The organism is Limnohabitans sp. TS-CS-82, assembly GCF_002943475.1.
Map to the genome: position 1 here is coordinate 34592 of NZ_PTQX01000001.1, position 14050 is coordinate 48641.

Sequence of the window (14050 nt, forward strand, 5' to 3'; positions counted from 1 at the left end):
TATGATTCAAACAATGTACCCAATCCAAAAGCCTTCGCGCAGCGAGTTTGTCCCAATCCGTCACCTGAGTTACCACGTCTTGCAGTGGGGCACGCCCTCGCCCGACAAAACACCGTTGGTCATGGTGCATGGCTGGATGGATGTGGCAGCCTCGTTTCAGTTTGTCATCGATGCTTTGAAAGACGACCATTGGGTCATCGCGCCCGACTGGCGCGGCTTTGGCCTGACCGAAACGCCCGACACCGACAACTTCTTTTTCCCCGACTACTTGGCTGACCTCGACCAGCTGTTAGACCATTACGTGGGCGAACGGCAAATCCACCTGCTAGGCCACAGCATGGGCGGCCACGTGGCCACGATGTACGCGGGCATTCGCCCCGAGCGCATCAAGAAGCTCATCAACCTCGAAGGCTTTGGCATGCCTGCCACTCGCCCGGCACAAGCGCCCAGCCGTTTGGCCAAGTGGATGGACGAGCTCAAAGCCTTGCAGCGCGGCGAGATGGACCTCAAGCCCTATCCCAACCTCGAAGCCGTGGCGCAGCGCCTCATCAAAACCAACCCACGCTTAGGCTCAGACAAAGCCCATTGGCTGGCTCAGCATTGGGCGCGTGTCAACGACCAAGGCGAATGGCGCATCTTGGGCCACGCAGCCCACAAAGTGGTCAACGCCCAGCTGTTCAAAACCGACGAGACCCAAGCCATTTACGAGCGCATCACTGCGCCTACTTTGTGTGTGGTGGCCAGCACAGACAGCATGAGCCAGTGGTGGAAAGACAGCTACACCTTGGATGAATTCATGCAACGCATTGCCGCAGTACCCCATCTCACCCACGCGGTCATTGAGGAGGCGGGACACATGCTGCACCACGATCAGCCCGCCATACTGGCTCGACACATAGAAGAATTCTTAAGTCTTCAAACTGTCATATAAGCCACTAAAATTTGGCACTTAATTACGATCTCAGCAACTCATGGCATTCCCCTCTTCATTTCGCGCCACGATGGCAGCCTTGGCACTCGCTTGCACAACAGGCGTTGGTAACGCTCATGCCACAGACAACGGTTTGTACGACTGGCAACCTTGCCCCGACAGCTTGGCCGTTGAAGGCGAAACACGAACCACCAAAAAGTGGGAGGTGATGCTGTCGCCTTACACCCACCACTGGAATGACAACCCCGAACACCGCCCCGTCAAACTGATCTCTTTGGACAGTCACGTTTCTGGCGGTCGCTTTTGCGGTTTAGCTTTGTTCACCAACTCCTTTGGCCAAGCCTCGACCTATGTGTACGTGGGCAAGCAATGGGATGGCATTTTGGGCAACCCCAAACTGTTCACGAAAGTGTCAGCCGGCTTGTTGTGGGGTTATCGGGGCGAATACAAAGAGAAAATTCCGTTCAACCACCTCGGCATCGCGCCAGCTGTGATTCCATCTCTCGGCTATTACGTCACCCCCAAAGATTCCGCACAGGTCTATTTGCTGGGTACGGCGGGCCTTTTATTTGCCTACAGCCGCAGCTTCTAAGAGCCGGTCTGAACGTGAGAAAATACGCGGTTACTTAGACACCTAAAGAAGACCGCATCATGGAAGCAGAACGCATCAACCTCATTGGATCTACCCTCGCCGACCTGAGCGTGCGCACGGTAGATCTCCGGAGGTATCTTTGACTACGATGCCAAATCCGAGCGTCTGCGCACCGTCAACGCGTCGCTAGAAGACCCAACCATCTGGAACGACCCCAAAAAAGCGCAAGAGCTGGGTCGTGAAAAGAAAGCACTCGACGGCGTGGTCGTCACCCTCACCCGCCTGACCCAAGAGCTGGCAGACAACGCCGAGTTGTTTGAAATGAGCAAAGCCGACAACGACGAAGACGGCTTGATGACCATCGAAGCCGACACCCAAGGCTTGGTCAAAACCATCGAAGAGCTCGAATTCCGCCGCATGTTCAGCAACGAAGCGGATCCTCTCAATTGCTTCTTGGACATCCAAGCCGGTGCCGGTGGCACCGAAGCCTGCGACTGGGCCAGCATGCTGCTGCGCCAGTACCTCAAATACGCTGAACGCAAGGGCTTCAAAACCACCGTCGAAGACGAATCTGCGGGTGACGTGGCCGGCATCAAAGGCGCCACTATCAAGATCGAAGGCGAATACGCCTTTGGTTTGTTGCGCACCGAAACTGGCGTGCACCGCTTGGTGCGCAAGTCGCCGTTTGACAGCTCGGGCGGCCGCCACACCTCTTTTGCGTCCGTCTTTGTGTACCCCGAAATTGATGACTCGATCGAAATCGACATCAACCCCTCCGACGTGCGCACCGACACCTACCGTGCCTCTGGCGCGGGTGGTCAGCACATCAACAAAACCGACTCTGCTGTGCGTTTGACCCACATCCCCACCGGCATCGTGGTGCAGTGTCAAGACGGCCGCAGCCAGCACAGCAACCGTGACGTGGCTTGGAAACGTTTGCGCTCACGCTTGTATGACTTCGAGATGCGCAAGCGCCAAGAAGAACAGCAAAAGCTCGAAGACACCAAGACCGATGTGGGCTGGGGTCACCAAATTCGCAGCTACGTGCTGGACAACAGCCGCATCAAAGACTTGCGTACCAACGTTGAAGTCTCGGCTACACAAAAAGTCTTGGACGGCGACCTCGATGCTTTCATCGAAGCGTCACTCAAGCAAGGCATCTAAGGAACACCATGTACCGTGAAGGCACAGCCCCATTGATTCAACGCGCCGACTACACCGCGCCAGCGTTTTGGATTGACACCGTCAATTTGACGTTTGACTTGGACCCCGCCAAGACCCGCGTGCTCAACCAAATGCGCGTGCGCCGCAACCCTGACGTGGCGGCCCAGCCCCTGCGTTTGGATGGCGATGAGCTCAACCTCGCCCGCGTGTTGGTCAACGGCCAAGGCACGTCGTTCAAGATGGACGGCAGCCAATTGGTGCTGGAGAACTTGCCCGAAGGCCACGAGGCTTTTGATCTGGAAATCTTCACCACCTGCAACCCTGCAAAGAACACCAAGCTCATGGGCTTGTATGTGAGCAACGACTCGTTCTTCACGCAGTGCGAGGCTGAAGGCTTTCGCCGCATCACCTACTTCTTGGACCGCCCCGATGTGATGTCCAACTACAGCGTCACGCTGCGCGCCGACAAAAAGGCGTTCCCTGTGTTGCTGAGCAACGGCAACTTGGTGGAAGAAGGTAACCTCGAAGAAGGCCGCCACTTTGCCAAGTGGGTCGACCCGCACAAAAAGCCGTGCTACTTGTTTGCCTTGGTAGCAGGCCAGTTTGTGTGCCGCGAGCAGCGCGTCAAAGCGCCATCGGGCAAAGAGCATTTGCTGCAAGTGTTTGTGCGCTCTGGCGATTTGGACAAAACCGAACACGCCATGAACTCGCTCATGGCTAGCATCAAGTGGGACGAGCAGCGCTTTAACTTGAGCCTCGACCTTGAGCGCTTCATGATCGTCGCTACCAGCGACTTCAACATGGGCGCGATGGAAAACAAGGGCCTCAACATCTTCAACACCAAGTTTGTGTTGGCCAACTCTGCCACTGCCACCGACATGGACTACGCCAACATTGAGAGCGTGGTCGGCCATGAATACTTCCACAACTGGACGGGCAACCGCGTGACTTGCCGCGACTGGTTCCAGCTCTCACTCAAAGAAGGCCTGACGGTTTTCCGCGACCAAGAGTTCAGCCAAGACTTGGCGGCTGAAGCGTTGAAAGACAACCCAACGGCTGCCGCCTCGGCCAAAGCCGTCAAGCGCATCGAAGACGTGCGCTTGTTGCGCACTGCACAGTTCCCAGAAGACGCAGGCCCCATGGCCCACCCTGTGCGTCCTGACAGCTATGTAGAAATCAACAACTTCTACACCGTCACGATTTACGAAAAAGGCTCTGAGGTTGTGCGCATGATGCAGACCCTGACCTCGCGTGAAGGTTTTGCCAAAGGCATGTCGCTCTACTTCGAGCGCCACGATGGCCAAGCGGTGACGTGCGACGACTTCGCCCAAGCGATTGCCGATGCCAACCCTGGCTCTGCACTGGCCACACACTTGGCGCAGTTCAAGCGTTGGTACGCGCAAGCAGGCACACCGCGTGTGCAAGCTGCTGGCAGCTACCACGCCGACACACGCAGTTACACACTGAACCTGAGCCAAAGTTGCCCACCCAGCCCTGGCCAAGAGCACAAAGAACCGTTTGTCATTCCCGTGCAATTTGGCTTGCTGGGTGCCGATGGCCGCGAAGTGTTGCCCACGCAACTCTTGGTACTCACTGAAAACAAGCAAAGCTTCGAGTTCAAAGACTTGACCTTGCAAGCGGGCGAAGAGCCTGTGCCATCCATCTTGCGCGGCTTCAGCGCTCCTGTGGTGTTGGAGAAAGACTTCACGCCCACGCAACTGCTCACGCTCTTGGCGCACGACACCGACCCCTTCAACCAATGGGAAGCAGCGCAACGCCTGTGCTTGAATGCAGCGCTCAGCGCAGTTGCCGCCAGCAACGCACCCACACAGGTGTTGGATGCCGCCTTGGTGCTAGCCCTGCGCACCGTGCTGCGCAACCCCGCTTTGGACGCAGCCTTCAAAGACTTGGTGCTCACCTTGCCTTCTGAAACCTACATCGCCGAACAGCTGGACGTGGTGGACCCACAACGCATCCACGCTGTGCGCGAATCTATGCGTGCGCAACTGGCCCGCGAGTTGCACGACGATTGGGCTTGGGCTTTTGAAGCCCACAGCGAGAACGGCGCTTTCAACCCCGACTCCGTGTCGAGTGGCCGCCGCGCCTTGAGTGGCATGGCGCTCACCATGTTGTGTTTGGACGCACGCACCACCGGCGACGTGGTGTGGCCTGGCCGCACCTTCCAGTGTTTCAAAGACGCGCACAACATGACCGACCGCTTCAATGCGTTAAGCGCTTTGGTCAGCGCAGGTCACGAGCTGGCAGGCGATGCCCTGCAACGCTTCTACAACCTCTTCCACAAAGAAGCCTTGGTGATGGACAAGTGGTTTGCCCTGCAAGCGGGCAGCACCGACCGTGGTGGCAACATCTTGTCGCTGGTGCGCAACCTCATGTTGCACCCCGACTTCCACATCAAAAACCCCAACCGCGCACGCAGCCTGATTTTCAGTTTCTGCAGTGCAAACCCCGGCGCATTCCACCGCAGCGATGCGGCAGGCTATGTGTTCTGGAGTGAACGCGTGTTGGAGCTCGACGCCATCAACCCCCAAGTCGCCGCCCGTTTGGCACGCGCCTTGGACCGTTGGTCCAAATTGGCCGAGCCCTACCGCACCGCCGCGCACGAAGCCATCAAACGCGTCGCCGCCAAAACCGATTTAAGCAACGACGTGCGCGAAGTGGTTTCGCGCGCCCTCTCCAACTAAGGACTTGCCATGCCTATTTCTCTCACCCGCTATCTGGTCGAACAACAACGCGCCAAAGGCCTCATCCCATCTGAGCTGCGCTTGTTGCTCGAAGTCGTGGCACGTGCTTGCAAAAGCATCAGCCACGCCGTGAACAAAGGTGCCTTGGGCAGCGAACTCGGCGATGTCATGGGCTCAGCCGGCAGCGAAAACGTGCAAGGTGAAGTGCAAAAGAAACTCGACATCATCGCCAACGATGTGTTGATTGAAGCCAACGAATGGGGCGGCCACTTGGCAGCCATGGCGTCCGAAGAAATGGACAGCATCCACGTCGTGCCCAACCGCTACCCCCAAGGCGAATACCTCTTGATGTTTGACCCACTCGATGGCTCAAGCAACATCGAAGTCAACGTGAGCATTGGCACCATCTTCAGCGTGCTCAAAAAAGTCGACCCCAGCAAAGGCGTGAGCGAAGACGACTTCTTGCAGCCCGGCACCCAACAAGTGGCCGCCGGCTACTGCGTGTACGGCCCACAAACCACCTTGGTGCTGACCGTGGGTGACGGCGTGGCCATGTTCACCTTGGACCGCGAGCAAGGCTCGTTTGTGTTGACGCAAGAAAACGTCAAGATCCCTGCGGACACCAAAGAGTTCGCCATCAACATGAGCAACATGCGCCACTGGGACGAGCCCGTCAAGCGCTACATCGACGAGTGTTTGCAAGGTGAAGAAGGCCCACGCGGCAAAAACTTCAACATGCGTTGGATTGCTTCCATGGTGGCCGACGTGCACCGCATCCTCACACGCGGTGGCGTGTTCATGTACCCCTGGGACAAGCGCGAGCCAGGCAAAGCCGGCAAGCTACGCTTGATGTACGAAGCCAACCCCATGAGCTGGCTGGTCGAGCAAGCCGGTGGTGCATCCACCGATGGCCGTCAACGCATCATGGACATTCAGCCCACACAACTGCACCAACGCGTGAGCGTGGTGTTGGGTTCTAAGAACGAAGTGGAACGTGTGACGAGCTATCACACGCAAAAATAAACGCAGCGCTCAGGGGGCCGTATGCCAAACAAAAAGCCCGCTTGATGCGGGCTTTTTCGCGACTCTGTGACGTACTAAACCCCAATGAAGCGATGCCACAACCCGTGGTCGGCCTCTAACTCCGCAGACGCACCCTGCCACACCACTTGCCCACGCTCAATGATGGTGTGTTGGTCGGCCAATTGAACAAGCTTTTGCACATACTTGTCGATCACCAAAATGCTTTGACCTTCGCCGCGCAAGGTGTGCAGACAACGCCAGATATCTTCACGCACCAAGGGGGCCAAGCCTTCGGTGGCTTCGTCTAGCACTAGCAAGTGTGGGTTGGTCATGAGGGCGCGGCCAATGGCAAGCATTTGTTGTTCGCCGCCCGAGAGTTGGTTGCCCATGTGACGGTGGCGCTCGGCCAAGCGCGGGAACAGGGCATATACGCGCTCTAGAGTCCATGGGTTGGTGCTGCTGTTGCGATTGGATGCAAAGGCCAACAGGTTTTCTTGCACCGAGAGTGTTGGGAAAATTTGCCGACCTTCGGGCACCACGGCCAGGCCCATGCGGGCAATTCGGTCGGGGCTGTAGCCCTCGACACGTTCGCCACAAAAACGCACCGTGCCCGACAACGCAGGCGTGAGGCCCAAGATGGAACGCACGGTGGTGGTTTTACCCATGCCGTTACGGCCCAGCAAAGTAGACACACCGCCAGCTTCGATGGACAGGCTGATGCCAAACAACACTTGGCTGCTGCCATAGCCGCTGTGCAAGTCGTGAACTTCTAACAAGGCGCTCATGGTTTATTCGTCGCCTAAGTAAGCGCGCTTCACAGCCGTATCGTTTTTGATGTGCTCTGCCGTGCCACACGCGATGACTTGGCCCGACACCAACACCGAGATGGTGTCGGCTAAGCGAAACACCGCATCCATGTCGTGTTCGACCAGCAGCAGCGTGGTGTCACCGCGCAAGCTTTGCAGCAGTTGCACCATGCGCTCAGATTCATCAGGGCCCATGCCAGCCATAGGCTCGTCGAGCAGCATCAACTTTGGCGAAGTGGCCAAAGCCAAGCCCACTTCAAGCTGGCGTTGCTCGCCGTGCGACAGCGCACCTGCGGGCTGCATGAGTTGCGCTTGCAAGCCCACGCGCTCGGCCACCTCGGCAGCGCGCGCATAACGCGCATGCTCGCTGCGTGCGGCGCGCCAAAACTTGAAGCTGCTTCCTTCATCAGCTTGGATAGCCAACGCCAAGTTGTCCTGCACCGTGAGGCGTGTGAACACGCTGGTGATTTGATAAGACCGCACCAAGCCCAGCCTTGCACGCTGGTGCATCGCCGTGTGCGTGAGGTCTGCCCCATCAAACACAATGCGGCCTTCGTCGGGCGCTAACGCACCTGAGATTTGGTGAATGAGTGTGGTCTTACCCGCGCCATTGGGACCAATGAGCGCGTGAATTTCGCCACGCTTCACTTGCAGTGTGGCGTGGTCGGTCGCAGCCAAACCACCAAATCGTTTGACCAAGTTGTCCACGTGCAGCAAAGGCGCGCTCATGGCGTGTCCTTTCGCTGCAGGCGTTGCAACACACTGGTGAGGCCATTGGGGGCCAGCAGCACAACCAGTAGCAGCAAAGCACCTAGGCCAAGTTGCCAATGGATGGTGAAGTGGCTCAGTGTTTCTTCTAGCAGCAAGAACACCACCGCACCCCACACGCCGCCATACAAGTGGCCCACGCCACCCAAGATGACCATCATCATCAACAGGCCCGATTGGCTCCACTGCATGAGCGCAGGGCTAACAAAGCCACCTTGGTTAGCCAGCAGCGCACCAGCCAAACCGGCCAACGCACCGGCCATCACAAACGCAGCCAGCTTGTAGCGGTACACCGCGTAGCCCAGCGCTTGCATGCGCACTTCGTTCTCGCGAATGGCTTGCAGCACATGGCCAAAGCGCGCATTCTGCACACGGGCCACGGCATAAATGGCCGCCACGCACACAGCGAGCACCACGTAATAAAACGAGGTCTCGTCGTTGATGTCCACAAACGGAATTTGCGAACGAGTGGCCAATGACAACCCATCGTCACCGCCATAGGCTTTGATGGAAATGGTGAGGTAGTAAATCATCTGGGCAAAGGCCAGCGTGATCATGATGAAGTACACGCCTTGCGTGCGCAGGCTGATCGCACCAATCAGCAAAGCAAACAAAGCGCTCACCACCATCGCCGCAGGCCACAACACCCACGCGTCCGTGATGCCCATTTGCGTGAGGATGGCCACGCTATACGCGCCCACGCCCACAAACGCCGCATGACCAAAGCTGACCATGCCACCAAAACCCAAAATGAAATTAAGGCTGGTCGCGGCCAATGCAAAAATCAAAATGCGACTGGCCAAGGCGATGTAAAAACCTTCGCCCACTGCGTTGGCGATGAAAGGCAACGCGACCAAAAGCAACAACGCAGGCACGCTCCAGCGCCACTGCAAAGAGTGGTCTAAAGATGTGGAGCGAGGTGAATGGGCCATGCGAATTTTGTAGTGCTGTATTTCTCTAAGTCGTACGTTGTTTAACCATGTGTCGGAAACAACCCGCGCGGCTTAAAGAACAACACAGTCGCCATGAGCATGTAAATCAGAATAGACGCCACAGCGGGGCCAGCGCTGGATGCCGCCTCGGCACTGAGCAGCGAGTCAAACACCATGGGCACCAAAGTGCGTCCTGCTGTGTCGACCACGCCCACCAACATCGCGCCCAAGAACGCGCCGCGTATCGAGCCAATGCCACCGATGACGATGACCACAAACGCCAAAATCAAAATGCTCTCGCCCATGCCCACTTGCACGGCCAGCAGCGGGCCCAGCATGCCGCCCGCAATGGCGCACAGTGCAGCACCCACAGCAAACACGGCTGTGAACAAACGTGTCACGTTGCTGCCCATGGCCAAAGCCATTTCACGGTTGGCTGCACCCGCACGCACTTGCATGCCCACGCGCGTGCGCGTGATGAGCACATACAAAAACAAAGCCACAGCCAAACCCACGCCAATGATGAACAAGCGATAGGCGGGATAGAAAAAGCCACTCACCAATTCCACAGGGCCGCTCAAAGAAGCTGGCGGGTTCAAGGTGATGGGCTGTGCGCCCCAAATCAAGCGCACGGTTTCGTTGCACATCAAGAGAATGGCAAAGGTGCCCAGCACTTGGGAGAGGTGGTCACGCTCGTACAGGCGACGCAGGATAGATACTTCGAGCAACACGCCAAACAGCGCAGCACCCGCCACACCTGCGCCCAGCCCCAGCCAAAAAGAATCGGTGGCCGCAGCCACCGTGGCAATCAGGTAAGCGCCCACCATGTAGAGCGAGCCATGCGCGAGGTTGATCATGTCCATGATGCCAAACACGAGCGTCAAGCCCGCGGCCAGCAAGAACAACATCAACCCAAACTGCAAGCCGTTGAGCGATTGCTCAAACAGCAAAATGCCATCCATATTTACAGGCTAGGCATCTTGCAGCTAGCTACGTATGCGTCTGCATGGTTCTTGAACACGGGGCTCAAAGTGCGGTTGGTCACGCGGCCTTTGGCGTCTTTGGTGATGACGCGCAAGTAGTAGTCTTGAATGGGGAAGTGGTTGCTGTTGAACTTGAACGCACCACGCACCGAATCAAACTTGGCGGCTTCCAAAGCTTTGCGCACGGCGGCTTTGTCGTCGAGCTTGCCTTTGCTGTCACGCACTGCAGCTTCGATCAAACGTGCAGCGTCGTAGCCTTGGGCGGCGTACAACGTGGGCAAACGGCCATAGGCCTTCTCGAACTCGGCCACAAACTTTTTGTTGGCTGCGTTGTCCATGTCGTGGCCCCACTGCGAAGTGTTGAACATGCCGAGCATGGGCTCACCCACGGCTTTGATCACGTCTTCATCGCCTGAGAAGCCAGGGCCAAACAAAGTGATGTCCTTAGACAAACCCGCGCCCACAAACTGTTTGATGAAGTTGATGCCCATGCCGCCGGGCAAGAAGATGTACACAGCGTCAGGCTTGGTCGCACGCAGCTTAGACAGCTCTGTGCCGTAGTCGAGTTGGTTCAAAGCGGTGTAGGTCTCGGATGCCACTTCGCCTTTGAAGAAACGCTTGAAACCTGCAATGGCATCTTTGCCTGCGGGGTAGTTAGGGGCGATCAAAGCCACTTTTTTAAAGCCTTTGTCGGTCACCACTTTGCCCACGGCTTCGTGCATGTTGTCGTTTTGGTAAGACGCGCTGAAGAAGTAAGGGTTGCACTGCTCACCCGCAAACTGCGATGGGCCAGCGTTGGCGCTGATGTAGAAAGTTTTAGATTGGAAGGTAGGCGCGCCCACCGCCAGCATGACGTTGGAGAACACGATGCCCGTCATGAAGTCGACCTTGTCGCGCTTGACCAAGCGGTCTGCGGTTTGGCGGCCCACGTCGGGGCTGGCTTGGTCGTCAGCCACGATGACGTCCACGGACTTACCGCTGAACTTGCCACCCGACAGTTTGACCGCGAGCTGAAAGCCGTCACGGATGTCAACGCCCAAACCCGCGCCGGGGCCTGACAAGGTGCTGAGCAAACCGACCTTCACAGGTGCGTCGTTTTGCGCAAAACCAGATGCGCAAGCCAAGCCCAAACTCAGGGCAATCAAGGAACGGCGAAAAGCGTGCATGAACAAGTCTCCAAATATGAGGGCTAGATTTTAAGTTGGCTATCATTCTCTCCCATGAAATTCATGACTTGGCCCGTTCCCGCCCTGCTCGCTTGGGGTTCGTCTTGGCTCATCTTCAAAGGTTTGCAAGCGGTGGGCCTGAGTGAAGCCATTGCTTTCATTGCGGCCACGTGTTTGGGTGGTTTTTTAAGCGCCTTGGCGCACACGCCCATGCGTAAGGCCTTGATCGTGTTGGGTTTTCCACTCTCGATGGCGGCGTCTTCATCGACCCTGAACGTACCGCCCATTGGCTGGCTGTTCTTGCTGGGTTTGATCGTTTTGGTTTACCCGCGCAAAGCATGGCGCGATGCACCGCTGTTCCCCACCCCTAAAAAAGCGCTGCGTGAAATGCAGCAACACATCGTGCTGCCGGCAGGCGCGCGCATCTTAGATGCAGGCAGTGGCATGGGTGACGGTTTGTTGGCCTTGCGTGATGCGTTTCCACGTGCCGAGCTGCACGGCGTCGAAATGAGCTGGCCATTGCGCGTGCTCAGCGCCATGCGCTGCTCGTTTGCGCGCATTCGCCAAGGCGACATTTGGCTGGTGGACTGGCGCAGCTTTGACATGGTTTACATGTTTCAACGCCCCGAAAGCATGCCCCGCGCTGTGGAAAAAGCAGAGGCTGAACTGCGCCGTGGCGCTTGGCTGGTGAGCTTAGAGTTTGAAGCACAAGAGCTGATTCCCAGCGCCATCCTCACCTGCCGCGATGGCCGCCCCGTGTGGATGTATCAGGTGCCGTTTAACCGACGCAGCGATGCGCGTCGCTAATTAAGTCAGACGGCTCACCAACAGCTTGTCAATGCGTCGGCCATCGAGGTCGACCACTTCAAAGCGCCACTCGCCAAAAGTCACTACATCGCCAACAGCGGGCAACTCGCCAGAGATTGCCATCACCAAGCCCGCCACCGTGTTGTAAATGCCACGGTCCTCGTCTGGCAATTCTTTGATGCCCAGGCGCGCTTTGAATTCAGTGACGGGCATCAAACCATCGACCAGCCAAGAACCGTCTTCGCGCTGTGTGGCCCATGCCTCATCGGTGGGCGTGGCTTGAAGCAACTCACCCGTGATGGCCTCCAACAAATCGCGCGGTGTGAGCAAGCCGTGCACCACGCCGTATTCGTCCACCACCAACACCATGCGTCCGTGCGCGGTGGCGCGCTCGGCGGGTTTGCGAAACTGCTCTAGCAAATCCAACCCACTCAAGGTTTCAGGAATAAAAGCCACGGGCTTGGCCAAAGCCTCCACCGTCATGTCGGTGCCAGGTGGCAAACGCAAGAGCTGAGACACACTCACCGCGCCCACCACGTTGTCGAGGTCGCCACGGCAGACGGGGTACCACGAGTGCGCGCCACTGGCACCCACTTGCGCCAAGGCTTGGGGCACGGGCAGCTTGGCATCAAGCCACTCGATGTCAGAGCGGTGCACCATGATGGAGGTGAGTGGACGCTCGTCCAGGTTGAACACGTTTTGCACCATTTGGTGTTCGTGCTGTTCAATCAAACCCGCGTCCACACCTTCGACCAAGCTGGCTGAAATTTCTTCTTCCGTCACCGTGCGTGCGCCATGCACATCGATGCGCAACAGCTTCAAGATAGCGCTGGTGCTGGCGGACAACAAATGCACAAAAGGCTTGGCCAAGGTGGCCAAAGCCAACATCACGGGCGCCGCCACACGCGCCACGGACTCTGGAAACAACTGGCCAATGCGCTTGGGCACCAGTTCGCCAAACAAGATGGTGCTGAAAGTGATGATGGTCACCACAAAGGCTGTGGCCAAACCAGCGGCCCAGCTTTCGGGCACGCCTTGCACTAGCAACCAATATGAAAAGTCATCGCTAAAAGCGGCCTCACCCACGATGCCGTTGAGCACGCCGATGGACGTGATGCCAATTTGCACGGTGGACAAAAACTGCGTGGGCTGCTCCATCAGGCGCAACGCTGCGTGCGCACCGGTATCACCCGTCTCGGCCAATGCTGCCAAACGTGCTTTGCGGCTGGATGACAGCGCCATCTCAGACATGGCAAACACGCCGTTGAGCAGCGTGAGAAAAACAATCAACAAAACATCCATCACAATCTCCTACATGGCACTTTACTTGATTGGCGACGTGCAAGGCTGCGACGAAGCCTTAGAACGTTTGTTGACGCACATCGCGTTCTCCCCCAGCTGCGACACGCTGTATTTGCTGGGCGACTTGGTCAACCGCGGCCCCAACAACACAGGCGTGCTGCGCCGCTTGATGGCCCTCGGAGCAAGCGCGCAATGCTTGCTGGGCAACCACGATTTGCATTTGCTCGCTGTGTCGCAGGGCGTGCGCCAACCCAACAAACAAGACACCATCCAAGATATCTTGACCGCCTCCGACAGCACCGAGCTGCTGCACTGGCTGCGCCACCAACACATGGCCTTGTGTGTGAACAACCTGCTGATGGTGCACGCAGGCGTGCTGCGACAGTGGACCGCACAGCAAACCATGGCGCTGGCTGGCGAAGTAGAAGCCGTGCTGCGCAGCGACGACTGGGTGCACTTCATGCCGCAGATGTATGGCGGCATGCCCAATGTGTGGCGTGATGACCTAGAGGGTGCAGACCGCTTGCGCGTGATCGTCAACGCCCTCACCCGCTTGCGCTTTTGCGATACACAGGGCGCGATGGACTTCAGCGTGAAAGAAAGCGCAGACAAAGCCCCCGCGCACTTGATGCCGTGGTTTGATGTGCCGGGCCGACTGACGGCCGATGTGCGCATGGCCTTTGGCCATTGGTCCACCGTGCATATTGCAGACCGCCCTGATGTGGTGTGCCTAGACGATGGGTGTGTGTGGGGTGGGTGCTTGAGTGCGGCGAAGCTTGAAGCCTCAGACACGCATTTGGGCGTAACTGAGGCTCCTGCATGGGAACGACTGAGTGTGAAGTGTCCGCAGACCCTGAACCCGCTGGCCTGATCA

Annotated in this window: 13 protein-coding genes; 7 read left to right on the plus strand and 6 right to left on the minus strand. The window is 57.5% G+C overall.

Annotated elements, in window-relative coordinates:
* The first annotated feature begins 13 nt into the window (after window positions 1-13).
* The 5 genes from C5F52_RS00150 (at window position 14) to C5F52_RS00170 (ending at window position 6412) form a co-directional block, all read left to right on the plus strand.
* The gene (locus tag C5F52_RS00150; protein ID WP_104797091.1) at window positions 14-931 is read left to right on the plus strand and encodes an alpha/beta fold hydrolase; all 918 of its coding nucleotides are present in this window, start codon (window positions 14-16) and stop codon (window positions 929-931) included.
* 40 nt (window positions 932-971) lie between these two features.
* A complete protein-coding gene (locus C5F52_RS00155) occupies window positions 972-1523 on the plus strand; it encodes a hypothetical protein (RefSeq protein ID WP_104796322.1) in 552 nt (183 codons plus the stop codon).
* A gap of 59 nt (window positions 1524-1582) precedes the next feature.
* Window positions 1583-2687, plus strand: a protein-coding gene (gene prfB / locus C5F52_RS00160) for a peptide chain release factor 2 (protein WP_104796323.1) whose coding sequence is annotated in 2 segments (ribosomal slippage) — window positions 1583-1663 and window positions 1665-2687 — 1104 coding nt in all. Because the reading frame shifts where the segments join, the coding sequence is not laid out codon by codon here.
* Between the two features lie 8 nt (window positions 2688-2695).
* On the plus strand, window positions 2696-5389 hold the full coding sequence (gene pepN, locus C5F52_RS00165) for an aminopeptidase N (RefSeq protein WP_104796324.1): 2694 nt from the start codon (window positions 2696-2698) through the stop codon (window positions 5387-5389).
* A 9-nt stretch (window positions 5390-5398) separates the two neighbouring features.
* Window positions 5399-6412: a class 1 fructose-bisphosphatase gene (locus C5F52_RS00170; protein ID WP_104796325.1), complete on the plus strand. Its 1014-nt coding sequence runs from the start codon at window positions 5399-5401 to the stop codon at window positions 6410-6412.
* A gap of 74 nt (window positions 6413-6486) precedes the next feature.
* On the opposite strand, the gene C5F52_RS00175 is transcribed toward C5F52_RS00170, so the two are convergent.
* The 5 genes from C5F52_RS00175 to C5F52_RS00195 are packed head-to-tail and all read right to left on the minus strand — an operon-like array spanning window position 6487 to window position 11067.
* Window positions 6487-7197 (minus strand): ABC transporter ATP-binding protein, encoded by a 711-nt coding sequence (locus C5F52_RS00175; RefSeq protein ID WP_104796326.1) that lies wholly within the window; start codon window positions 7195-7197, stop codon window positions 6487-6489.
* 3 nt (window positions 7198-7200) lie between these two features.
* A complete protein-coding gene (locus C5F52_RS00180; RefSeq protein WP_104796327.1) occupies window positions 7201-7947 on the minus strand; it encodes an ABC transporter ATP-binding protein in 747 nt (248 codons plus the stop codon).
* Window positions 7944-8918 (minus strand): branched-chain amino acid ABC transporter permease, encoded by a 975-nt coding sequence (locus tag C5F52_RS00185; RefSeq protein ID WP_104796328.1) that lies wholly within the window; start codon window positions 8916-8918, stop codon window positions 7944-7946. The genes C5F52_RS00180 and C5F52_RS00185 overlap by 4 nt, the downstream gene beginning before the upstream one ends.
* Before the next feature lie 41 nt (window positions 8919-8959).
* Window positions 8960-9880, minus strand: coding sequence for a branched-chain amino acid ABC transporter permease (locus C5F52_RS00190; protein WP_104796329.1), 921 nt, complete (start codon window positions 9878-9880; stop codon window positions 8960-8962).
* Between the two features lie 2 nt (window positions 9881-9882).
* Window positions 9883-11067 carry an ABC transporter substrate-binding protein gene (locus C5F52_RS00195; RefSeq protein ID WP_104796330.1) on the minus strand — a complete coding sequence of 395 codons (1185 nt, stop codon included), beginning with the start codon at window positions 11065-11067 and terminating at the stop codon, window positions 9883-9885.
* Window positions 11068-11130: 63 nt separating this feature from the next.
* On the opposite strand from C5F52_RS00195, the gene C5F52_RS00200 reads away from it, so the two are divergent.
* Window positions 11131-11874 (plus strand): trans-aconitate 2-methyltransferase, encoded by a 744-nt coding sequence (locus tag C5F52_RS00200; protein ID WP_236657668.1) that lies wholly within the window; start codon window positions 11131-11133, stop codon window positions 11872-11874.
* Here the strand turns inward: C5F52_RS00200 and C5F52_RS00205 are convergent, their stop codons facing one another.
* Window positions 11875-13176, minus strand: a complete 1302-nt coding sequence (locus C5F52_RS00205) for a hemolysin family protein (RefSeq protein ID WP_104796332.1) — start codon at window positions 13174-13176, stop codon at window positions 11875-11877.
* A 13-nt stretch (window positions 13177-13189) separates the two neighbouring features.
* Between C5F52_RS00205 and C5F52_RS00210 the strand changes: the two genes are divergently transcribed.
* Window positions 13190-14047 carry a symmetrical bis(5'-nucleosyl)-tetraphosphatase gene (locus C5F52_RS00210; RefSeq protein ID WP_104796333.1) on the plus strand — a complete coding sequence of 286 codons (858 nt, stop codon included), beginning with the start codon at window positions 13190-13192 and terminating at the stop codon, window positions 14045-14047.
* Window positions 14048-14050 lie beyond the last annotated feature (3 nt).